Origin of the sequence: Paludibacterium yongneupense DSM 18731, from assembly GCF_000422925.1 — a bacterium.
GTDB lineage: Bacteria > Pseudomonadota > Gammaproteobacteria > Burkholderiales > Chromobacteriaceae > Paludibacterium > Paludibacterium yongneupense.
This window is the reverse complement of the sequence record NZ_AUGZ01000009.1, coordinates 103,839-125,357: the sequence shown is the minus strand read 5'-3', so window position 1 is coordinate 125,357 and position 21,519 is coordinate 103,839. Positions and strand designations below refer to the sequence as shown.

Annotated in this window: 19 protein-coding genes; 11 read left to right on the top strand and 8 right to left on the bottom strand. The window is 62.8% G+C overall.

From position 1 onward, the window contains the following. Positions 1 to 11: 11 nt before the first annotated feature. From G520_RS0106015 to G520_RS0106000, 4 genes are all read right to left on the bottom strand, one after another. A complete protein-coding gene (locus G520_RS0106015) occupies positions 12 to 1,661 on the bottom strand; it encodes an ArnT family glycosyltransferase (protein ID WP_028534860.1) in 1,650 nt (549 codons plus the stop codon). A gap of 123 nt (positions 1,662 to 1,784) precedes the next feature. Then, positions 1,785 to 2,000 (bottom strand): 50S ribosomal protein L31, encoded by a 216-nt coding sequence (gene rpmE, locus G520_RS0106010; protein ID WP_028534859.1) that lies wholly within the window; start codon positions 1,998 to 2,000, stop codon positions 1,785 to 1,787. Between the two features lie 102 nt (positions 2,001 to 2,102). Next, entirely contained in the window at positions 2,103 to 3,473 is a 1,371-nt protein-coding gene (gene cysS / locus G520_RS0106005) for a cysteine--tRNA ligase (protein WP_028534858.1), read from the bottom strand. A 77-nt stretch (positions 3,474 to 3,550) separates the two neighbouring features. Next, positions 3,551 to 5,233, bottom strand: a complete 1,683-nt coding sequence (locus G520_RS0106000; RefSeq protein ID WP_028534857.1) for a glutamine--tRNA ligase/YqeY domain fusion protein — start codon at positions 5,231 to 5,233, stop codon at positions 3,551 to 3,553. Positions 5,234 to 5,429: 196 nt separating this feature from the next. Here G520_RS0106000 and ppk2 point away from each other — a divergent pair, with 196 nt between their 5' ends. From ppk2 to G520_RS0105975, 5 genes are all read left to right on the top strand, one after another. After that, complete coding sequence (ppk2, locus tag G520_RS21775) at positions 5,430 to 6,449, top strand: polyphosphate kinase 2 (protein ID WP_051229109.1); 1,020 nt, start codon at positions 5,430 to 5,432, stop codon at positions 6,447 to 6,449. A gap of 131 nt (positions 6,450 to 6,580) precedes the next feature. Next, positions 6,581 to 7,987 (top strand): ATP-binding protein, encoded by a 1,407-nt coding sequence (locus G520_RS21765; RefSeq protein ID WP_169449817.1) that lies wholly within the window; start codon positions 6,581 to 6,583, stop codon positions 7,985 to 7,987. Beyond that, positions 7,984 to 8,496, top strand: coding sequence for a hypothetical protein (locus G520_RS0105985; protein WP_028534855.1), 513 nt, complete (start codon positions 7,984 to 7,986; stop codon positions 8,494 to 8,496). The genes G520_RS21765 and G520_RS0105985 overlap by 4 nt, the downstream gene beginning before the upstream one ends. After that, the gene (locus G520_RS0105980) at positions 8,493 to 9,845 is read left to right on the top strand and encodes a sigma 54-interacting transcriptional regulator (RefSeq protein ID WP_028534854.1); all 1,353 of its coding nucleotides are present in this window, start codon (positions 8,493 to 8,495) and stop codon (positions 9,843 to 9,845) included. Before G520_RS0105985 ends, G520_RS0105980 begins: the two co-directional genes overlap by 4 nt. Positions 9,846 to 10,097: 252 nt before the next feature. Then, complete coding sequence (locus tag G520_RS0105975; RefSeq protein WP_028534853.1) at positions 10,098 to 10,484, top strand: BON domain-containing protein; 387 nt, start codon at positions 10,098 to 10,100, stop codon at positions 10,482 to 10,484. A 129-nt stretch (positions 10,485 to 10,613) separates the two neighbouring features. Here the strand turns inward: G520_RS0105975 and G520_RS0105970 are convergent, their stop codons facing one another. Further along, on the bottom strand, positions 10,614 to 12,275 hold the full coding sequence (locus tag G520_RS0105970; RefSeq protein ID WP_028534852.1) for a SulP family inorganic anion transporter: 1,662 nt from the start codon (positions 12,273 to 12,275) through the stop codon (positions 10,614 to 10,616). A gap of 140 nt (positions 12,276 to 12,415) precedes the next feature. Between G520_RS0105970 and G520_RS0105965 the strand changes: the two genes are divergently transcribed. From G520_RS0105965 to G520_RS0105955, 3 genes are all read left to right on the top strand, one after another. Next, the gene (locus tag G520_RS0105965; RefSeq protein WP_028534851.1) at positions 12,416 to 12,979 is read left to right on the top strand and encodes a peptidylprolyl isomerase; all 564 of its coding nucleotides are present in this window, start codon (positions 12,416 to 12,418) and stop codon (positions 12,977 to 12,979) included. 36 nt (positions 12,980 to 13,015) lie between these two features. After that, positions 13,016 to 13,507: a peptidylprolyl isomerase gene (locus tag G520_RS0105960; protein ID WP_028534850.1), complete on the top strand. Its 492-nt coding sequence runs from the start codon at positions 13,016 to 13,018 to the stop codon at positions 13,505 to 13,507. A gap of 67 nt (positions 13,508 to 13,574) precedes the next feature. Further along, entirely contained in the window at positions 13,575 to 14,306 is a 732-nt protein-coding gene (locus G520_RS0105955) for a UDP-2,3-diacylglucosamine diphosphatase (protein ID WP_028534849.1), read from the top strand. Here the strand turns inward: G520_RS0105955 and G520_RS0105950 are convergent. The 3 genes from G520_RS0105950 to G520_RS0105940 form a co-directional block, all read right to left on the bottom strand. Beyond that, positions 14,290 to 15,753 carry a protein adenylyltransferase SelO gene (locus G520_RS0105950; protein ID WP_028534848.1) on the bottom strand — a complete coding sequence of 488 codons (1,464 nt, stop codon included), beginning with the start codon at positions 15,751 to 15,753 and terminating at the stop codon, positions 14,290 to 14,292. The genes G520_RS0105955 and G520_RS0105950 overlap by 17 nt on opposite strands. A 71-nt stretch (positions 15,754 to 15,824) precedes the next feature. Then, positions 15,825 to 16,286: a hypothetical protein gene (locus G520_RS0105945; protein ID WP_028534847.1), complete on the bottom strand. Its 462-nt coding sequence runs from the start codon at positions 16,284 to 16,286 to the stop codon at positions 15,825 to 15,827. Positions 16,287 to 16,301: 15 nt separating this feature from the next. Next, positions 16,302 to 17,204 (bottom strand): LysR family transcriptional regulator, encoded by a 903-nt coding sequence (locus tag G520_RS0105940; RefSeq protein ID WP_028534846.1) that lies wholly within the window; start codon positions 17,202 to 17,204, stop codon positions 16,302 to 16,304. Positions 17,205 to 17,481: 277 nt separating this feature from the next. On the opposite strand from G520_RS0105940, the gene G520_RS0105930 reads away from it, so the two are divergent. From G520_RS0105930 to acs, 3 genes are all read left to right on the top strand, one after another. After that, the gene (locus G520_RS0105930) at positions 17,482 to 17,790 is read left to right on the top strand and encodes a DUF485 domain-containing protein (RefSeq protein WP_028534845.1); all 309 of its coding nucleotides are present in this window, start codon (positions 17,482 to 17,484) and stop codon (positions 17,788 to 17,790) included. Next, positions 17,790 to 19,463 (top strand): cation acetate symporter, encoded by a 1,674-nt coding sequence (locus tag G520_RS0105925; protein WP_028534844.1) that lies wholly within the window; start codon positions 17,790 to 17,792, stop codon positions 19,461 to 19,463. Before G520_RS0105930 ends, G520_RS0105925 begins: the two co-directional genes overlap by 1 nt. Before the next feature lie 61 nt (positions 19,464 to 19,524). Then, entirely contained in the window at positions 19,525 to 21,492 is a 1,968-nt protein-coding gene (gene acs / locus G520_RS0105920) for an acetate--CoA ligase (RefSeq protein WP_028534843.1), read from the top strand. Positions 21,493 to 21,519 lie beyond the last annotated feature (27 nt).

Sequence of the window (21,519 nt, the reverse complement as noted above, 5' to 3'; positions counted from 1 at the left end):
CGGCGACCGCGCTATGGCAGCCGCTGTTGCAGGGTATAGACTTCACGCTTGTCGCGCGGACGGCTGCCGCTCCAGACGGCGCGCCAGCCGGGGGCCGACTCCGGCTCGTTCTCCTGGCGCTGGACCAGCCGCCAGTCGCAGCGGATATCGCTGTCGCTGAGATAGGGCAGCAAGTGCAAGCCGCCGTAATACGCCCAGCTGATGCGCGCGAGCCGCAACGCATCGGGCACGGCGATGCAGGCGTTGCGCGCCCCCGGCGGCAAGGCCGCCAGCATCTGCCCGACCACGGGCCGGTAGCTCTTGGTCGCATCCAGCCACGGCAGCCACAAGGTCATCGCCAACCCCCAGAACAGGGTGATGCCGGCACTCCAGTTGGTCAAGGCCTGCCGCCCGCGCAGATTGCGCCGCGTCAGGGCCCAGACCCAGACCAGAGTCGCAAGCAGTGCGCAGCCGGCACCGAGCCAGGAAATGTGCACGCGATAGTAGGGGCTGAAAAAGCGCGCGCGTTCGGCCAGCTCGGCCGGCCAGCCATAATTCATCGCCGCCCAGCCGAACCAGATCAGCAGCCCGAAAAAGCCGAAGGTCATCAGCGCGAACCAGTTGAGAAAGGCGGCGGCTCCACGCTTGAGACTGTCGAGTTCGACGGCGGCCAGCATCGCCAGCGGCAACAGCAGCGGCATCGTGTACTCGGCCCCCTGCCGGTCGGACAGGGTCAGCAGCACCATCACGACTCCGAAGAACATCAGGGGCAGCTGCAGCACCGGTTCGTCGTAGCGGCGGCTGCGATACAAGGTCCAGCCCGCCAGCGGCCACGCCGGCCACGCATACCAGACCGACGTTTTGAAATAGTAGCCGAAACCGTGAAACAGACCGAGCCGGGCGAAACCATCCAGCGGACCGAGCGCATAGTGCTGCCACCAGATGGCGAATTCAGCCGGAAAATGATGGGCGAAGCCGACAGGCCAGATCAGGGACAGCGGCAAACCGAACAGGACGGCCATGGCCACCATGATCGCATGGGGCTTGCGCCGCCAGGCCGAGAAGGCGGGCAGCATCAGCACTACCGACCATAGCAGCATCACCTCGAGCAGGCTGCTGGACAAGAACAGCACGACGCTGGCAGCCCCGAGCAGAGCGCCGGCCAGAGCGGGCGAACGCAAACCGCGCACCAGGGCATAGAACGCCGCCGCAAAACCGGTCAGCGTTGCAACCATCGGCGTCATCTGATGCCCGGTATCCGTGAGCCCGATACAACCGATCAGAATCATCACCACGCTGCGGCCATGGCGACGCCCAATCAGCTCGCGCCCGGCACCGCCGGCAAACAAGAGCGTCAAGGCCATGAAAAACGGCGTCGCCAGCCGAGCGGCATCATGTGCCGGCAGCAACCACGGCGAGAGCAGCTGGATAAATGCCGCCGCGACCCAGGAGTAAAGCGGCGGAGCTGCCAGGTAGGGCTGGCCCTGAATGGTCGGCATCAGCCAATGCCCGGTTTGCAGCATCTCGCTCGCGACCGCCAGCACGTAAGGCTCGTCGGGGCGCCACGGGTCGTGGCCGAGAATGCCCGGCCACAGCCAGATCAAGGCCAGCAACAGGAGCACCCAGGGCTTCTCCGTGGGCTGCGGCAACGCGGATTTCGAATTGGGTGTATACGTCAGCATATCTTACACCTGCGAGATGCCTGCTTAACGGAACCGTTCCTCGCGCAGTACGCTGCGAGGGGACGACAGAGACAAAAAAAGGCAGCGCGAGGGCTGCCTTTTTTGCATTCCAACCGAAGAGGATCAGCGCTTGAAGAAGCTGCCGAACTTCTGGTTGAACTTGTCGACGCGACCTGCGGTGTCGACGATCTTCTGCTTGCCCGTGTAGAACGGGTGGCAGCTGGAGCACACTTCAATATGGAAGGTGTCCTTGGACATGGTCGAGCGGGTAACGAACTGGTTACCGCAGGAGCAGTTTACGGTCACGTCCGTGTAATCCGGATGAATCGAGGTTTTCATGTTTTTTCCTTGGTGAATCCGGGTACAGGGGTTTTGCCTGTACCGCTTTAACGAAGCTTGCGATTATCCGCGCTTTGCAACAACTTGACAAGTCCGTCCGCATCAGGCCCGGCGCCAGCCCGTGCCCTGCGCGCCATCCTCAAGCACGATGCCCGCGGCAGCCAGCTCATCGCGGATACGGTCCGACTCCACCCAATCGCGGGCGGCGCGGGCGGCCTTGCGTGCCGCGATCATCGCCTCGATGGCGTCGGGCGTCAGCTCGCCGCTGTCTCCGCCCTGCAGGAATTCACGCGCATCGCGCTGCAGCAGGCCGAGCACTCCACCCAGCGCCCGCAGCAAGGCGACAGCGGCAGGATCCTGTGCACGGTTGACTTCGCCGGCCAGATCGAACAGGACGGCCACCGCCTCGACGGTGTTGAAATCATCGTCCATCGCCGCCTTGAAGCGACTCGCATACGGCCCGTTCCAGTCGATGGCGGCCCCAGCTGGCGCCGCGTCGTGCTTGAGCGCGGTATAGAGACGGGTCAACGCGCTGCGGGCATCGTCAAGATGGGCGTCCGAGTAGTTCAGCGGACTGCGGTAATGGGCGCGCAGGATAAAGAAGCGCACCACCTCGGCATCATATCGCGACAGCACCTCGCGGATGGTGAAGAAATTGCCCAGGGACTTGGACATCTTTTCATTATCCACGCGGATAAAACCGTTGTGCATCCAGTAGTTGACGAAGGCATGATTATGCGCGCCCTCGGACTGTGCGATTTCGTTCTCGTGGTGTGGAAATTGCAGATCGGCTCCGCCGCCATGGATATCGAAATGAATGCCCAGGTGATGCTCGCTCATCACCGAGCATTCGATATGCCAGCCCGGCCGGCCCGCACCCCACGGCGAAGGCCAGGACGGTTCGCCCGGCTTCGCCGCTTTCCACAAGACGAAATCGAGCGGGTCCCGCTTGCTGCGATCGACCTCGACGCGCTCGCCCGCACGCAGATCTTCCAGACTCTTGCCCGAGAGCTTGCCGTAGGACGCGAATTCGCGCACGGCATAGTAGACATCGCCATTGGAAGCCGCGTACGCGCGCCCCTTCGAAACCAGCGTTTCGATCATCGCGACCATGCCGGGAACGAAATCGGTCGCTCGCGGCTCGTGATCGGGACGCTGTACGCCAAGCGCAGCGCTATCCTCATCCATCGCCGTGATGAACCGCGCGGTCAGTTCGCCGATGGACTCGCCGTTTTCGGCGGCGCGACGAATGATTTTGTCGTCAACGTCGGTGATATTGCGGACATAGTCGAGCTGATACCCCGATGCACGCAACCAGCGGGCGACCATATCGAACACCACCATCACCCTGGCGTGCCCGAGGTGGCAGTAGTCGTACACCGTCATCCCGCACACGTACATGCGCACCTTATTGGGCTCGATCGGAGTAAAGACTTCTTTCTGTCGGGTCAGCGTATTGTAGAGACTCAGCATGGCGTCAAAGGGTAGTCAAAATGCGGTTCGGATGACGAACGTCGCGCAACGGCCCTGCCGTCGCGCAACGTTCGCGTTTACTTCTGCCAGGCGTCGCGCAGGGCGACGGTCCGGTTGAACACCGGACGTGCGGCGCTGTGCAGGTAACGGTCGGTAACGAAATAGCCGAGGCGCTCGAACTGATAGCGCGTTTCGGCGGGAGCGCTCTGCACCACAGGTTCGACCCAGGCCGTCACGGTCGCGAACGAGGCCGGATTCAGGAACTGGCGGAAATCGACGTACTCGCCGTACTCGCCGCGCACGGCGTCGGGACGCGGTTCGGTAAACAGGCGGTCGTAGAGGCGGACCTCGGCTTCGATGGCGTGTTCGGCCGACAGCCAGTGGATCACCCCCTTGACCTTGCGCCCGACCGGGTTCTGCCCGAGGGTCTCGTGGTCGAGAGAGCACTTCAGTTCGATCACGCGGCCAGACTCGTCCTTGACCACCTCTTCGCAGCGCATCACATAGGAATAGCGCAGGCGCACTTCACCGCCCGGACGCAGGCGCTGCCACCCGGCCGGCGGCTCTTCGGCAAAGTCGTCCTGCTCGATCCAGATTTCCCGCGACAACGGCACCAGCCGCTCGCCGAATTCGGGATGATGCGGATGAAACGGAGCCGACCGCGAACCGCTGACGCCCTCGGCGTAATTGACCAGCGTGACCTTGAGCGGATTGAGCACGGCGATCACGCGCGGCGCTTCCGATTCCAGCGTCTCGCGCACCGCGCCTTCGAGCACGCTCATGTCGATGATGTTCTCGCTCTTGGAGACGCCGATGCGCTGCGCGAACAGTTGCACACCCGCCGGGCTGTAGCCGCGGCGGCGCATGCCCTCTATCGTCGGCATGCGCGGATCATCCCAGCCGTCGACCAGACCATCGGTCACCAGGGCATTGAGTTTGCGCTTGGAGGTCAACGCGTACAGCAGCTCCAGCCGCGAGAACTCGTACTGCCGCGGATGGTTATCGATGCTGATCTCGTCGAGCACCCAGTCGTACAGCGGACGATGGTCTTCGAACTCCAGCGTGCACAGCGAATGCGTGACCCGCTCCAGAGCATCCGAGATGCAATGGGTATAGTCGTACATCGGATAGATGCACCAGGTATCGCCGGTACGGTGATGGTGCGCGCGCCGGATACGATAGATGACGGGGTCGCGCAGGTTGACATTGCCCGACGCCATGTCGATTTTCAAGCGCAGCGTCTTGCTGCCGTCGGCGAATTCGCCGGCCCGCATGCGCGCGAACAGGTCGAGGTTCTCCTCGATGCTGCGGTTACGGAACGGACTTTCACGGCCCGGCTCGGTCAGTCCACCGCGATAGGCGCGCATCTGTTCGGCATCGAGGTCGCAGACAAAAGCCTTGCCGGCCTGGATCAGTTCGACGGCATAAGCGTACAACGCGTCGAAATAATCGGAGGCATACCGGACGTCCCCGTCCCATTCAAAGCCCAGCCAGCGTACGCTGTCCTGGATGGAGCGGACATACTCGTCCGATTCCTTTTCCGGATTGGTGTCGTCCATGCGCAAGTGGCACTGGCCGCCAAAGTCGCGGGCCAGCCCGAAATTCAGGCAAATGGACTTGGCGTGACCGACATGCAGGTAGCCGTTCGGCTCCGGCGGGAAGCGGGTCACGATTGTTTGGTGCCGGTTGGCAGCAAGGTCTTCTTCGATGATGTTGCGAATGAAATTGCTGACACTCGGCGCGTTGTGTTCCGTGCTCATTATTGATCGCGATTCTGTTAAGCCTGAGCCGATTGTAACCGATTTATACCCATCTTTCGCTAGGCATTCCCGCACAAGGCCGCCAATTCCGATTCCTGGCGCGTGAAGGTGCACCGGATCCGAGTTGCGGCCGGCCCCAACCGCTATCCATAATGGATATAACAATTCTAACCCAGCTATCGAGGTGAACACGCTCATGCCAGACGATCCCACCCCTCCCGCTCCCGCTCCCCTGCCCGCCTCCGATGCCCGTGCGGCCGAGGTCTCGCCCCCGCCCGCCAAGCGCCGCCGCCAGAGTGCGACGCAAAAAGCGCGCGAAACCGCCGCCCGCGAGATAACGGCCATCAGCCAGGCTCCGGTTGCACGGCAGGTCGCGCTGGCGCCGCGCGGCACCCAAGAAGACAGCACCACCGCACCGCTGCCGGCGAGCTACCCCTACCGCACGCGCATGCGGCGGGCGGAATACGAAAAGCTGAAAGCGGACTTGCAGACCGAACTGCTGAAAGTTCAAAGCTGGGTCAAGGAAAGCGGACAGAAAGTGGTGATCCTGTTCGAAGGGCGGGACGCCGCCGGCAAGGGCGGCACGATCAAACGCTTCATGGAACATCTGAACCCGCGCGGCGCGCGGGTGGTGGCACTCGACAAGCCGACCGAGCAGGAGCTCGGACAATGGTATTTCCAGCGTTATGTCCAGTATCTGCCGACGGCGGGCGAGATGGTGTTCTTCGACCGCTCCTGGTATAACCGCACCGGGGTGGAAAGGGTGATGGGTTTTTGCACGCCCATTCAATACCTCGAATTCCTGCGCCAGACGCCGGAACTCGAGCGCATGCTGGTCAACAGCGGCATCCGCCTGTTCAAATACTGGTTTTCGGTCAGCCGCGACGAGCAATTGCGCCGCTTCATCTCGCGACGCGACGATCCGCTCAAACACTGGAAGCTGTCGCCGATAGACATACAGTCGCTCGACAAGTGGGATGAATACACCGAAGCCAAAAAAACCATGTTTTTTCACACGGACACCGCGGCCGCGCCATGGACCGTGATCAAGTCGGACGACAAGAAACGCGCGCGCATCAATTGCATCCGCCATTTTTTATGGCAGCTACCCTATCCGGACAAGAACAGACGCGTGATCCTTCCTCCCGATCCGCAACTGGTCGGTAGCGCGGGAGAGGTTCTCAGCCAGCAGGAAAACGAGATCCAGCGCTTCTGAGCTTCTTGGCGCGGGATGGCAAAACAGCCGGCAGTGCTGTAGTGTTCATGCTTGGAGCCAGACGGGCCGCGGCCTAAGCAGCGGCCCGTTTCGCACTGCCCCCGCGCCGCGCCCACAACGATTCCATGACCATGATCCGACTCCCGTCATTTCGCAGCCTGCTGGTGGCTGGATTTTTCATCGTTGCCGGCATTCCCTCGTTCGCGTTGATTCAGCTGCGAGAGGAGCTGGAAAGCGCGGGTGCCGCCGAACGGCAACACCAGCAACTCTCCAGGCAATGGCAAGACGCCGCGCGCATTTCGCGCGAACAAGCGGTGCAGTTCGAACGCATGAGCCGTCAGTCGCTGATACTCAAGGACGCTGCGCTGCAGCGCATGGCGACGGCGGCAGGGGAAGAGCTGCGCCAGGCGCAACTGGCGCTGCTGCAGAGCCATGAGCAAAACCTGCAGGCAGGCGCCCGCGCCATTCTGTCCATCCAGTCCCAGTTGCAAGCCGGAAGCGGGCTCGGTGCAGCTCAGCGCGACAGACTGTTTCGCCAGCTGGATCAAGGGCTCGAGCAGCAGACGCAACGAATGAGCGCGCTGCTGGCGCAAAGGCAGGCAGAGTGGCAACGCACCCTCGAAGGCATGCGCGAAAAAGCCGACAAGCGGGCGCGACTGTCGGTGACGGCAGCGTTGATACTGGCTCTGCTGATCGCGGTGTTGCTGAGCCGGCCTCTACGCCGCCTGCAAGGCAAGATCGCACGCATGAGCGATGGCAGCCGCCGCCAGGACTGGACGCTGTCCGGGCCTTCCGACCTGCAGCGGCTGGCCGGTGAACTCTCGCGGCTGGACCAGCGCCTGAGTACGCTGGAAGAGCAGAAGGGGCAGTTTTTCCGCCATGTTTCGCATGAATTGAAAACCCCTCTCGCGGCCATCAATGAAGCCGCCTCCCTGCTGCACGAAGAGGTGGCCGGCGGTCTGAATGCCCAGCAGCATGAGATCGTCGCCATCCTGTTGAGCAGCGCATCGAGCTTGCGCGGCCGGGTCGATGCGTTGTTGCGCTATGACGCCGGTCAGTGGCTGTCGCACGAGCTCACCCTGCGCACCTTCTCGCTGGCCGCGCTCGTACAGGAACGCCTGCAAGCCCTTTCTGTCATATTGCAAGCAAAACAACTGCGTATCGTTGTTCATGGCGACCCCGGGGCAGTCACCGGCGATCGCTCCAAAGTGGAAACCATCATCGATAATCTTCTGGTCAACGCCAGCCGCTACAGCCCGCAGGCGGGCGAACTATCCATCCGCCTGGGACGCGACCGGGAATGGGTATGGCTGGAGGTCGCCGATCAAGGCCCGGGCATCGCGGCCGCGCAAGCGGACATGATTTTCGAGCCATTCTGGAGCGGAGAGGCGCCGCGGGGCGAGTCCCCCGGCTCCGGGCTCGGACTCACCATGGCCCGGGGCTTCGCGCAACTGATGCGCGGCGATGTCACCCTGCAAGCCAGCGCCGGCGGCGCATGCTTCCGGCTGAGCTGGCCGGAGCCGGAGATCACGGCATGACCCTGCCCTTCCCCCCGAGGCGGGCGGTCGCCCTGGGCGTCCTGCTTCTGCTTCCCGGCTGCGCCCAGCTCCACCGGCCGCGCCCGGTCGCGCCGATCTTGCCGCCCTGCCCCGGCGTCGAACAGGCGCTAGGACGCGTCGCGCAAGCCAGGGATGGCACGCTGCCGAACGGAGGCGGACCCGAAGCCTGCATCAACATCAAACTGATGCAAGCCTCGCAGCATCTGCTCGCACCGGAGACCAGGACCGACCTGCAGCACCTGCAAATCCAGCTGGAGATGCTGGCGGCCAGGCCCGAACTCAGCCGGGCGCAGCTCTCCTGGTGCAGACTGCTATTGCAACAAATCGCCGAGCGCCGCCGTCTGGGCGATGCGCTCGAGAAACAGCAGGCGCTGACCCGCGAGCAGCAAAAGCGGGCCGACGACCTGGCCGCCAAACTCAACGCCCTGCGCGAACTCGAAAACGCGTTGCTGCTCAAGCCGGGCAAAAACACGAATGTACAACCATGAGTCAGCCGCAACGCATCGTACTGGTAGACGACGATGCCGATTTACTCAGACTGGTCGGCATGCGCCTCGGCGCGGCCGGCTACGAAGTCGAAGCGCACGGATCGGCCGAAGCGGCGCTCAATGCCATGGCCGCGCGGCGGGCCGATCTGCTATTGACCGACTGGCGCCTGCCGGGCATGAACGGGCTGGAGCTGTTTGACGAGGTCCGCCGCCGTTACCCTGCCTTGCCCGTCATCCTGCTGACCGCGCACGGTACGGTGCCGGATGCGGTCGACGCGGTCAGCCGCGGCGTGTTCGGCTATCTGGTCAAACCGTTCGACGGCCAGGCCCTGCTCGGAAAAGTCGCACAGGGTCTGGCGCTGGCCGGCAATGCCGCCGCCTCTGCCGGCGACGGCTGGCGCCGGGACCTGATCAGCCGCAGTCCGATCATGGAAGAGCTGCTGGCCGAAGCACGCATGGTCGCCGCCACCGGAGCCAGCGTGCTGCTGCGCGGCGAAAGCGGCAGCGGGAAGGAGGTCCTGGCCCGCGCCATCCATCTGGCCAGTCCGCGCGCGGCGCATCCCTTCATCGCGGTCAACTGCGGCGCTATCCCGGACACCCTGCTCGAAAGCGAGTTGTTCGGGCATGAAAAAGGGGCTTTTACCGGCGCCAGCGCCAGGCAAGTCGGCTTGATCGCACAAGCGGACGGCGGCACGCTCTTTCTGGACGAGATCGGCGACATGCCGCTGGCCCTGCAGGTCAAATTGCTGCGCATGCTGCAAGAGCGCGAGGTGCGCCCTGTCGGGGCGGGGAAAGCCATTGCGGTGGATGTGCGGGTCATCTCGGCCACGCACCGCGATCTGGATGTGCTGATCCGCGACGGCTTGTTCCGCGAAGATCTGTACTACCGCCTCAATGTCGTCTCGCTGAACTTGCCGGCCCTGGCCGCGCGCAGAGAAGACATACCCTTGCTGGCATTGCATTTTCTGCAGCAGGTGAACGCCCGTTACAGCAAGAACATAGGCGGGTTCGCACCGGAGGCATTGGCGTTTCTGGCGGGGGCACGCTGGCCCGGCAATATCCGCCAGCTGTCTAATGTGGTCGAGCAGTGCTGCGTGCTGAGCACCGGGCCGCTGCTGACTCTGGCCCAGGTGCAGAAAGCGGTCGCCAGCGCGAGCAACGACATACCGGTGCTGGCTGAAGCCCGACGCCAGTTCGAACGCGATTATCTCGAGCGTCTGTTGCGTCTGACCGGCGGCAACGTCAGCGACGCGGCCAGACTGGCCGACCGCAACCGTACCGAGTTCTATCGGCTACTGCAAAAGCACGAACTGACACCGGGCAGATTCAAGCCAGGCATGGACGACTGAAGGCAGCCCCGCTGCCCCAGCTCGAGACCGCCCCGGCTGTCGCCTGACGGCGACAGCCATAAAGCCAATAAAATCAAGGCATTGAAAAAAACCTGGACGAATCTGTCGCCCCCAGGCGACAAAAACACGGTCAAATAGCGACACCGGTCGACAAAAACCAACGCAAGCCATTGAAAAACAACAATAAACAGAAGTTGGCACGGCATTTGCGCTTAGGGTGGGGCATATCCACTTTACCCAAAGGCTAACCCCATGAACAAAACCATCTTTGCCCTGACCCTGATGACTTCCGTGCTCGCTGCCCGCTGCTGGGCGGAACAGGATGCGAGCGCCCCTGGCAGTGGTGCGGTATCGGCGCGGGCGGCATCCATCATTACTGCCGATGCCGGCGCGACGCAGGCGCCGGACGCCTCCGCGGTCAGCGATGAGGAATTGCTCAAACGCGTCGCCCCGATGGCCAGTCAGGCGGCCGCTCAGGTCGGCGGAAGAATAGAAGCCCGGGTCAAAGCGGGCGAGGTGACCCTGTCCGGCACGGTACCGAATGAAGAGGCGTTGCAGCGCGTGGCTGAAGAAGTCTCGCACGTGCCGGGCATCCGGTCGGTACGGACCGACGTCGAGATCAAGAGCGCCGATCAGTAAACCGGGCAGCGGCATCGAGGGCAGGCCCATGGCCCGCGCCCTATCCCGCTGCGCCCCGCCAAACGCACAGCCCCCGGCCGTCAACCGCGCCCGGGGGCTGTGCCGTACCGGCGCAGACGCAGAGCGCGCTCAGCCCCAGACCACGCCAGCGGTCAGCAATTCCTCGGCGCGCATGAGGGCGGCGGACAGATCCGGCTGCAAATTGCGATCGCCCATATCGGCGGCGAGCTGCGACCCGACCAGCAGCCCCAGCACTTCGGCGCCGGCACCGCACAGCACCAGCTGTTGATTGTTCTCCAGCAAACGCTTGTACAAGGAATCGAGCGCCAGCAAGCCGGTGGTATCAAGCAGCACCAGCCGATGCAACTGCAAAATGATGACACGCGCGTAGGGCGCGGCGTGATGGATCTGCTCCAGCGTATCGGTCGCCCCGAAGAACAGCGCCCCCTCGACGCGAAAGGCCGCGCAGCCTTCGGGGACATGCTTGCCGGCGATGGTATGACGTTCGTATAGCTGAACATGCTCCGGCGTCAAGCGATGCACACCGGTATGGCTGGCCATGGACTGGATGAAGAACACGGCGGAAATCAACAGCCCGATCTCGACGGCCACGGTCAGATCGAACACCACGGTCAGGACACAGGTGGCGATCAGAATCGTGGTATCGCGCCTAGGAAACTGCCAGGCCTTGCGAATATCCCAATCCCCCATCTTCAGCGACACCGACACCAGGATCGCCGCCAGTACCGCCAGCGGGATATAGGAAGCCAGCGGCGCGGCGACCAACAGCACGACCAGCAGCAGCAGGGCATGCACGAGCGCCGCCACCGGCGTGCGTCCACCATTGCCTATGCTGGTCGCGGTGCGCACGACGGCGCCAGTGGCGGGAATACCGCCGAAAAAGGGAACGGTCATATTGGCGATGCCCTGCGCGATCAGTTCCTGGTTGGCGTCGTGCTTGTCGCCGGTCATCGAGTCGGCGACCACGGCGCACAGCAACGATTCGACCGCGCCGAGCAGTGCGATGGTAAAGGCCGGAGCCAGCAGGTCGGAGAAATGGGCGAAATCGAAATGCAGGCCATCGAATGCAGGCAAACCTTGCGGAATCCCGCCAAAGCGGCTGCCCAGAGTCGGCACGGGGAGATGCAGCACGCTGACGATCAATGTGCCGCCCACCAGCACGACGAAGGGGGAAGGCAGATACTTGTTGATGCGCTTCGGCCACAGCAGAATCAGAGCCAGGCAGCCCCCCGACACAAGCAGCGTGGCCGGATCGAACCGGAGCAGGTTATGTCGCAGCACATCGAGCACGGCGAAAAAGCCGGACGGCATCGCGTGAATCGGCAGCCCGAAAAAATCCTTCAGCTGAGTCAGGAAAATCAGTACGGCAATGCCGTTGGTAAAGCCGGTGATCAGCGGCATCGGGAAAAAGCGTATGACTTGCCCGAGCCGCGCCAACCCCATCAGCACCAACATGACGCCGGCCATGAAGGTACAGATCAGCAAGTTGCCGACGCCGTACTTGGCCACGATACCGTACAGAATGACAATGAAGGCTCCGGTCGGTCCGGTCACCACCAGACGGGTGCCGCCGAGCGCCGCCGCCAGAAAACCGCCGATCACGGCGGTAAAGATACCGGCTTGGGGCGAAACCCCGGAAGCCATGGCAAACGCCATGGCCAGGGGCAAGGCCACAATGCCGACAGTCAGGCCGGCAAGCACATCGCTTTGAAACTTATAGCGATCGTAGGCCTTCAGCTCCTGGATTAGACGCGGACTAAAGCTAATCATCGCAATATCTGCCTTTATTGTTTACTTTTTATAGCGTACAACAAAAACCCGCTTCGCAGCCAAGGTTTTAGCCCGGTCGCGGCAAACGAGAGCGCCGTGTTAGAATGCCGCGATCCTTCGCAGACGCTACGGCAAACCGCATGAAAAAAATCCTGATCGCCAGTCTGGCCCTGGCCCTGCTGCCGCACCTGGCGGCAGCCGCCCCGGTCGTCGAACTCGTCACCAACCAGGGCACGATCGAAATTACGCTCGACCGCGCGCACGCGCCGAAAACTGTCGATAATTTTGTTGCCTATGTGAAAAGTGGCCACTACAACGGTACGATATTTCATCGTGTCATCGACGGCTTCATGATACAAGGCGGCGGTTATGACGGCAGCTTGCGCGAAAAACCGACGCGCGCGCCCATCGCCAACGAAGCCGCCAACGGCCTGAAAAACAAGGTCGGTACCATTGCCATGGCGCGCACGCAGGACCCTGACTCCGCCAGCGCCCAGTTCTTCATCAACCTGGTCGACAATCCATCGCTCGATTATCGTGCGCCGACCCTCCAGGGCTGGGGCTACGCCGTCTTCGGCAAGGTCACCCGCGGCATGGAGGTGGTGGCGCGCATAGGGAAAACCCCGACCGGCTCCGCCGCCAACGGCATGAGCGACGTTCCGCGGACCCCGGTAGTCATCCGGACAGCGATCGTAAAACCCTGAGCGGACGACTCCCGCCCCATCCACAGAGGACAAACCATGATCAAACTGAGCACCAATTTCGGCGATATCGTTCTTGAACTGTTTCCGAACGAAGCCCCCAAGACGGTCGCCAACTTCGAAGAATACGTCAGCAGCGGACACTTCGACGGCACGATCTTTCATCGCGTCATCAGCAACTTCATGATACAGGGCGGTGGTTTCACTGCCGAGATGGAACAGAAGCCTACGCGCGACCCGATACCCAACGAAGCCAACAACGGTCTGTCCAACGCCTGCTACACCATTGCCATGGCCCGCACCATGGACCCGCACTCGGCTTCGGCGCAGTTCTTCATCAACGTCGCCGACAACGACTTCCTCGACTTCAAGTCGGAGAGCGCGCAGGGATGGGGCTATGCCGTGTTCGGTAAAGTGACCGAGGGCAGCGATGTCGTCGATCGTATCAAGGCGGTACGCACCGGACGCAGCGGCGGCCATCAGGACGTTCCGGTCGACGCCGTCATCATCGAAAAAGCCGAGATCATCTGATCCGGCCCACGGCGGCGCGCCGACGACCCGCAACGGTTGCCGGCAGCCGCCTCTCCACTCTCAGACCATGGCCATCCACTTCATCTCGGACCTGCACCTCGCGGAAGACACGCCGCGGCTCAACGCGCTGTTCGCCGCCACCCTCGACGACTGGCGCGGCCGCATCGAGGCCTTGTACATTCTGGGCGACCTGTTCGAATACTGGGTCGGCGATGACGATACTTCACCCTTCATCGATGCCACGCTGGGCGTGATGCGCGACTTCGCCGCCGACACCCGGCTCTATGTCATGCACGGCAACCGCGATTTTCTGCTCGGCGCCGACTTCGAGGCCCGCAGCGGCGCCCGCCTGATCGCTGACCCGACCCTGCTCGACCATGCCGGGCAGCGCCTGCTGCTGACGCATGGAGACGCGATGTGCACCGCCGACGTCGCCTATCAGGCCTTTCGCCGTCAGAGCCGCGACCCGGTCTGGCAGAGCACCATGCTGGCGCAGCCGCTGGCGCAGCGCCACGCGCTGGCGCGCCATGCGCGCGCGCTGAGCGAGGCCGACAAGACCGCGCACGGCTACACCGCGATCGGCGACGTCACGCCCGACGCGGTCGACGCCCTGCTCGCCGCTTACGGCTGGCCGACGCTGATCCATGGCCACACGCACCGTCCCGCCGTGCACCGCGATGACGCTCATGGCTGCGAACGCTGGGTGATCGCAGACTGGCGTCCTGACGGGGGCGGTTACCTGCGCCTCGACGCTGGCGGCATCGAAGCTCTGCCCCTCCCGCTCAGCTCGAACAGCTGAGCGCCACCGCCGGCATGTCGCGCGGCGGGGGAACGGCGTAGTCGGCAAACTCGGCCGACTCATCGTATGGATGCGCGAGACAACGCGCAAGGCGTTCGATCTCGCCATAGTCGCGCGCGTCGCGGGCCGCCTCGATCGCGCGCTGAGCCAGGTGATTGCGCAGCACATAACAGGGGTTGACGCGCCGCATCGCGCAGGCCCGCCGCATGCATACGCCGCCGTCGAGCTCCAGGCGCTCGCGGTACTGCTCCAGCCAGCCGTAGAAAGCCGTCCCGTCGTCCGGCACGCCATCGAAAACCGCAACCGAGCCCGTCGCCGCGAAATCGCACAAACGCCGAAAAAACACCGTGAAATCGGCGTTGGCGGACTCCAGCGCCGACAGCAGGCGCTCGATCAGGGCGCCATCGTCCTCATGCTCGACGTCCAGCCCCAATTTGGCTCGCATCCGCGCGAGCCAGGCGGTGCGAAAAAGTCCCTCGTACTCGTCAAGTGCACTGCGCAGCGCGGCTTCGTCCTGCAGCGGCAACAACGCCGAGGCCAGGGCGTACAGATTCCACAGCCCGACGCGAGGCTGCTCATTGAAAGCATAGCGGCCAACGTCATCGGAATGATTGCAGACAAAGTCCGAGCGATAGGTGTCGATGAAACCGAACGGTCCGTAATCCAGGGTCAGTCCCAGCAGCGACATATTGTCGGTATTCATCACGCCGTGGCAGAAGCCCACCGACTGCCATTGCGCGATCAGGCGCGCCGTGCGCGCCACCACCTCGCGAAACAAGGCCAGCACCGGTTGCTCCGCCAGGCGGCAGCCGGGAAAAAAATGCCCGGTCGCATGGTCGACCAGTTCCTTGAGCAGATCGTTGCGCCCGCTATGGCAGCACCATTCGAAATGCCCGAAGCGCAGAAAACTGTCAGCCACCCGCGCCACTACCGCCGTGGTCTCCATCGTCTCGCGCGCCACGCGCTCGTCCGATCCGAACAGGCACAAGGCGCGCGTCGTCGGAATGCCGAGTCCATGCATCGCCTCGCTGCACAGATACTCGCGAATGCTGGAACGCAGGACCGCGCGTCCGTCCGCATGCCGCGAGAACGGCGTCGGTCCGGCTCCTTTGAGCTGGATTTCGGCGCGACCTCCGTCCGCCCGCGCCACATCGCCGAGCAACAGGGCGCGGCCATCTCCCAGTTGCGGAACATAGTGCCCGAACTGATGCCCGGCATAGGCGCCGGCGACCGCCATGACTGCCGGTGGCAGACTCGTCCCGGACAGGACGGCGCGCGCGGCATCCGTGTACAGGGAGTCGGGATCGAGGCCGAGCTCGGCGCACAGCGCCGGATTGACGATAATCGGATAAGGGTCGGCCAGCGGCGTCGGTTCGACCTGACGGAACAGGGCGGCGGGCAGCGTCTGGAAACGGCGGCCGAAAACCAGGGTGTGGAATGCATTCATAAGCCGATTCTAGCGGCCGCCGCCGTCAAAAAACACCGTATCGCCAATAGGGGAATCCGCGGGAACGCGATTCAGCAGTGGCGATGACTATGCCACGCGCGCCGCGCGTCCTTCGACGCGCTGACCGCGGCACAGGCGACACGGGTCGCCGCGAAATAGCCGACCTGACGGGTCAAGCGCGACAGGGTGCCATAGGAAACATGCCCGACCTGCAACGCGGTGAACCACGGCGCCAGCGTCGGATGATCACAGCCGGGACGCCACTGTTCGAGCAGGCGATGCCCGTACTCGTCGACAAAACGGTCTGCCACCCGGCGCCAGTCGCGCTGCGCATCCGCCTGTGCCTGCCACAAGGATGCACCGGCCAGCAGGGAGCCGTCGAAGCGGCCATCGCCAAGGTCCACGGCCTCGGACGACCAGGCCGCAAGCCAGGTGCGGCAAGCCTCGCGCCGCGCCCCATGCAGGTTTCGGCTGTGGTAGTGCAGGGTTTCGAGGCAGTCGCCTATCGCCCGGTTGATCAAGGAAAACGGCATGTCAGCACCCCGTGCTCATTCTGCGCCCGGCGCGCTTCGCGCCAGCGGCCACACGCCCCGCAACTCGGTCAGCAGCGCTTCCACAACCGGGTCCCCGACCTTTTCCGAAGAATAGACGAAGTGCAGGCCCAGCAACTTGCGAACGCCAGGAACCAGGATCAGACCGCCGGAGGCCGCATGGCTCTGCGCATCGCTCTCTCGCACCAGCGCCAGTCCGACACCGGCCAGCACCAGCTCCAGCGTCGCCGACATCAGACCGCAATCGGCGCTTTTGCGCGGCGCGATATTCAACTCGCGCCACAGTTCGGCCGTCGGCCGGTACAAACTGGAAAATTGCGACACGCCGACCCATGGCAGACGTCCAAGATCGCGCGGCGTCATGGCGTCGGACCGCAAATCCCAGGAAGCGGGGGCGGCCAGGACGAAAGGCAGGTCATCCAGCCACACCGTATCGACATTGACATAGGGATTCTTGCCGAGAAAGAAACCGCAATCCAGTTCTTTCTTGCGCACCAGATTGAGCACCTCGACGGTAGCGCCATGCTGCAGGCTCAGCTCCAGCATCGGATAGCGTTCGCATAAGGCGGCAACCCAGGGCCCGATGCGCAAAATATCGGGGGACAGCGTAATACCGATCCGCGCCGGCCCCGACAGCTGCCCTTTCAGGGCGCGCGCATGATGCAGCAACTCGCGCGCCGACTCCAGGATTTGCTGGGCGCGCGGAAGCATCTCCTGCCCGGCCCGGGTCAAGGAAACGCCCCCCGCACTGCGCTCGAACAGAGACATGCCGATCTCTTCCTCGAGCGCCTTGATTTGAGCCGTCACCGCGGGTTGCGACAAATGCAGCTGCTCCGCCGCCTGAGTCAGGTGTCCTTGCTGTGCCACGGTGACAAAAGTCCGCAACTGGTAAATTTCCATCGCCCCCCGCTCCCCGCGATGGCATGAGTGCCTTCGCTATTGTCGTCACATCCCATCCGAATATTCAACTTTAATCGGATACACGAAAACCCCGAACCCGCACAAATCGCCATTAGAGTGAAAAACCAACTGCAACATCATGATTATTAAAGAATTTTGCAACGCATCATCGGCCAGACAAATCCGCCACATCAGAAAATGCGATTAGCAAACACGGCCTGCTCTCAATTATGTTTGGCTCAGCGCTCCCCACAAAGCGCAGACAAAGGAGGATGCAATGAACGATGATCTTCTTCTGAAGATACAGACCAATCCCAAATTCAGAGAACTCGTGCACAAGAAAACGGGCCTGGGTTGGCGCCTCACCCTCATCATGCTGGTGATCTACTACGGCTTTATCGTCATGCTGGCCTTCTCGCCAGCCACGCTCGGCACGCCTCTCGCAGCGGGCAGCGTCACGACCGTCGGCATTCCGGTCGGCATTTTCATCATCCTGTCCGCGTTCTGTCTGACCGGAGTCTATGTCTTCCGCGCCAACAACGAGTTCGACCGCCTGAACCGCGAAATCATCGAGGAGAGCCGATAATGCTGCGAACCCGCTATCTGGCCGCACTGGGTCTCATGCCCACGCTGGCTCTGGCTGAAGGAATCGCTGGCGAGGTCAAGCGCCAGCCCCTGAACATCCAGGCCATCGTCATGTTTTTTGCCTTCGTGGCCCTGACGCTGTACATCACCTGGTGGGCCGCACGCCGCACGCGCTCGGCCAGCGACTTCTACGCCGCCGGCGGCAGCATCACCGGTCTGCAGAACGGATTGGCGATCGCAGGCGATTACATGTCCGCCGCCTCCTTTCTCGGCATTTCCGCCATGGTGTTCGAGAAAGGCTATGACGGGCTGATCTACTCGATGGGCTTTCTGGTCGGTTGGCCGATCATTCTGTTCCTCGTCGCCGAACGCCTGCGCAACCTCGGCAAGTACACCTTCGCCGATGTCGCATCCTACCGTCTGAGTCAGACACCGGTACGCTGCTTCGCCGCCACCGGGACGCTGGTGGTCGTTGCCATCTACCTGATCGCACAGATGGTCGGCGCAGGAAAGCTGATCCAGCTTCTGTTCGGCATGCAGTACACCACGGCCGTGGTGATGGTCGGCATACTGATGGTGCTGTATGTCACATTCGGTGGCATGCTGGCCACGACCTGGGTGCAGATCATCAAGGCTGTCATGCTGCTCGCCGGTGCCACTTTCATGGCCGTCATGGTGCTCTACTATTCGGGTTTCAGTGTCGAGACGATGTTCCGTCAGGCCACCGCGCTGCATCCCAAGCACCTGGCCATCATGTCGCCTGGCGGGCTGGTATCCAATCCGATCGACGCGATCTCGCTGGGCCTGGCACTCATGTTCGGTACCGCCGGCCTGCCGCACATCCTGATGCGCTTCTTCACCGTTTCCGACGCCCGCGCCGCGCGTAAATCGGTGTTCTACGCGACGGGATTCATCGGCTATTTCTACATACTGACCTTCATCATCGGGTTCGGGGCCATCATGCTGGTTCTCAACCAGCCCGGTTTCATGGAAACCGTGATCAAGGACGGCAAGCCGGTCACGCAGTTGATCGGCGGCAGCAATATGGCCGCCATCCATCTGGCTCGCGCCATCGGCGGCAACCTGTTCCTCGGCTTCATCTCGGCAGTGGCTTTCGCCACCATCCTGGCCGTGGTCGCCGGCCTGACGCTTTCCGGCGCGTCAGCGGTCTCGCATGATCTGTATGCCTCCGTGATCAAGAAAGGACGCGCCAACGAAGCCGACGAGGTCCGCGTCTCCAAGCTGACCACACTCGCCCTCGGCGTGGTGGCGATCGTGCTCGGCATCGCCTTCGAAAAACAAAACATCGCCTTCATGGTCGGCCTGGCCTTCTCCATCGCCGCATCGGCCAACTTCCCCATCTTGTTCCTGTCGATGTTCTGGCGAGGCCTGAGCACGCGCGGCGCCGTCGTCGGCGGCTTCATCGGGCTGATCACGGCGGTGGGACTGATCGTGATAGGGCCGACGGTCTGGGTCGACGTACTGCATCACAAAGCGGCGATCTTCCCGTACAAGAACCCGGCCCTGTTCTCCATCACGCTGTGCTTTATCAGCACCTGGCTGATCTCGGTACTCGACATGTCCAAGCAGGCGGCGGAAGAACGCGCGCGCTTCGATGGCCAGTTCGTACGAGCCATGACAGGCATAGGCGCCTCGGGTTCGTCCAAGCACTGAACGGCATTCATCCATGATGGCGGCGCCGGGGACGGCGCCGCCGCAAGCAAGGGAAAAAGCGATGTCCACACTCGAATCGATACTGAAGGAAACCCGCAGCTTTCCGCCTTCCGACGATTTCCGCCGCAAAGCTTCCGTCTCCGGGATGGAAGCGTACAACGCCCTGTGCGAACAAGCCGATGACCACTACCTGTCGTTCTGGGGTGAACTGGGGCGCGAGCTGCTGAGCTGGAAAAAGCCTTTTTCGCGCGTGCTGGACGACAGCAAAGCGCCATTTTTCAAGTGGTTCGACGACGGCGTGCTCAATGTCTCGTACAACTGCCTCGATCGGCACCTGCCGCTCAATGCCAATAAAATCGCCCTGATTTTTGAAGCCGACAACGGAGAAGTGACGCGCGTCACCTATGCCGAGTTGCACCGGCGCGTGTGCCAGTTCGCCAACGGCCTCAAAAGCCTGGGCGTCGGGCGCGGCGACCGTGTGGTGATCTATATGCCGATGGTGATCGAGTCCATAGTGGCCATGCAGGCCTGTGCCCGCATCGGTGCGATACACTCGGTGGTATTCGGGGGGTTTTCGGCCGGCGCGCTGCGCGACCGCATCCAGGATGCAGGCGCACGTATGGTCATCACTGCCAACGAAGGCGTGCGCGGCGGCAAGACCGTCCCGCTGAAAAGCACGACCGACGAGGCACTGGCCATCGGCGGCTGCGAATCGGTACAGCATGTCGTGGTCTACCAGCGCACCGACAATGGCGCCGACGCATGGCAGGCAAACCGCGATGTATGGTGGCACAAGCTGATCGAAGGCCAGGCGGAAACCTGCGAACCGGAGTGGATGGGGGCGGAAGATCCGTTATTCATTCTGTATACATCGGGATCGACCGGCAAGCCGAAAGGCATCCAGCACTCATCAGCCGGCTATCTGCTCGGCGCGATCAACAGTTTCCGGTGGATTTTCGACTACAAACCGAACGATGTGTACTGGTGCACGGCCGATGTCGGCTGGATCACCGGCCACTCTTACATCTGCTATGGCCCGCTTGGCATAGGCGCGACGCAGGTGATATTCGAAGGAATTCCGACCTACCCCGATGCCGGGCGCTTCTGGAGCATGATAGAGCGCCACAAGGTATCGCTGTTCTATACCGCCCCGACAGCGATCCGCTCGCTGATCAAGCTCGGCAGCGAGTTGCCGCGCCAGTACGACCTGAGCAGTCTGCGCGTGCTCGGCACGGTCGGCGAGCCGATCAATCCGGAGGCCTGGATCTGGTACCAGGAAGTCGTCGGCGGCTCCCGCTGCCCCATCATCGACACATGGTGGCAGACCGAGACCGGTTCGGCCATGATCTCGCCGCTTCCCGGTGCGATTCCGACCAAGCCCGGTTCTTGCACGCTGCCGCTGCCCGGCATCATCGCCGATATCGTCGACGAATCGGGTGCGCCGGTGGAGCCTGGCAAAGGAGGGTTCCTCGTCATCAAGAAGCCCTTCCCCAGCCTGGTGCGCACCATATGGGGCGACCCGGACCGCTTCCGCAAAACCTACTTCCCGGACGAGTTCGAGGGCCGCTACTATCTGGCAGGGGATTCGGCCCACCGCGACGAGAACGGCTATTTCTGGATCATGGGCCGCATCGATGATGTGCTGAACGTATCCGGGCACCGCCTGGGAACGATGGAGATCGAGTCCGCACTGGTGGCCAACCCCTTGGTAGCCGAGGCTGCCGTGGTCGGCAAACCGCACGAGATCAAGGGCGAGGCCGTCGTCGCCTTCGTTGTCCTCAAAGGCGAGCGCCCGGTCGGCGATGAAGCCAAGAAAATCGCCGACAATCTCAAGCAATGGGTTGCGCACGAAATCGGCAAAATCGCACAGCCGGACGAAATCCGTTTCGGCGAGAACCTGCCCAAGACCCGTTCCGGCAAAATCATGCGCCGACTGCTGCGTTCGCTGGCCCGCGGCGAAGACATCGTGCAGGACGTCTCGACGCTGGAAAATCCGCAGATCCTGGCACAACTGCAAGAATCGATCTGATTCCGACGCGGGGGTCGGACGGGGCGT

Excerpts from the sequence above, each read along its gene's own strand:
- G520_RS0106015 (WP_028534860.1), bottom strand. The coding sequence starts at position 1,661 with ATGCTGACGTATACACCCAATTCGAAATCCGCGTTGCCGCAGCCCACG.
- rpmE (WP_028534859.1), bottom strand. The coding sequence starts at position 2,000 with ATGAAAACCTCGATTCATCCGGATTACACGGACGTGACCGTAAACTGC.
- cysS (WP_028534858.1), bottom strand. The coding sequence starts at position 3,473 with ATGCTGAGTCTCTACAATACGCTGACCCGACAGAAAGAAGTCTTTACT.
- G520_RS0106000 (WP_028534857.1), bottom strand. The coding sequence starts at position 5,233 with ATGAGCACGGAACACAACGCGCCGAGTGTCAGCAATTTCATTCGCAAC.
- ppk2 (WP_051229109.1), top strand. The coding sequence starts at position 5,430 with ATGCCAGACGATCCCACCCCTCCCGCTCCCGCTCCCCTGCCCGCCTCC.
- G520_RS21765 (WP_169449817.1), top strand. The coding sequence starts at position 6,581 with ATGATCCGACTCCCGTCATTTCGCAGCCTGCTGGTGGCTGGATTTTTC.
- G520_RS0105985 (WP_028534855.1), top strand. The coding sequence starts at position 7,984 with ATGACCCTGCCCTTCCCCCCGAGGCGGGCGGTCGCCCTGGGCGTCCTG.
- G520_RS0105980 (WP_028534854.1), top strand. The coding sequence starts at position 8,493 with ATGAGTCAGCCGCAACGCATCGTACTGGTAGACGACGATGCCGATTTA.
- G520_RS0105975 (WP_028534853.1), top strand. The coding sequence starts at position 10,098 with ATGAACAAAACCATCTTTGCCCTGACCCTGATGACTTCCGTGCTCGCT.
- G520_RS0105970 (WP_028534852.1), bottom strand. The coding sequence starts at position 12,275 with ATGATTAGCTTTAGTCCGCGTCTAATCCAGGAGCTGAAGGCCTACGAT.
- G520_RS0105965 (WP_028534851.1), top strand. The coding sequence starts at position 12,416 with ATGAAAAAAATCCTGATCGCCAGTCTGGCCCTGGCCCTGCTGCCGCAC.
- G520_RS0105960 (WP_028534850.1), top strand. The coding sequence starts at position 13,016 with ATGATCAAACTGAGCACCAATTTCGGCGATATCGTTCTTGAACTGTTT.
- G520_RS0105955 (WP_028534849.1), top strand. The coding sequence starts at position 13,575 with ATGGCCATCCACTTCATCTCGGACCTGCACCTCGCGGAAGACACGCCG.
- G520_RS0105950 (WP_028534848.1), bottom strand. The coding sequence starts at position 15,753 with ATGAATGCATTCCACACCCTGGTTTTCGGCCGCCGTTTCCAGACGCTG.
- G520_RS0105945 (WP_028534847.1), bottom strand. The coding sequence starts at position 16,286 with ATGCCGTTTTCCTTGATCAACCGGGCGATAGGCGACTGCCTCGAAACC.
- G520_RS0105940 (WP_028534846.1), bottom strand. The coding sequence starts at position 17,204 with ATGGAAATTTACCAGTTGCGGACTTTTGTCACCGTGGCACAGCAAGGA.
- G520_RS0105930 (WP_028534845.1), top strand. The coding sequence starts at position 17,482 with ATGAACGATGATCTTCTTCTGAAGATACAGACCAATCCCAAATTCAGA.
- G520_RS0105925 (WP_028534844.1), top strand. The coding sequence starts at position 17,790 with ATGCTGCGAACCCGCTATCTGGCCGCACTGGGTCTCATGCCCACGCTG.
- acs (WP_028534843.1), top strand. The coding sequence starts at position 19,525 with ATGTCCACACTCGAATCGATACTGAAGGAAACCCGCAGCTTTCCGCCT.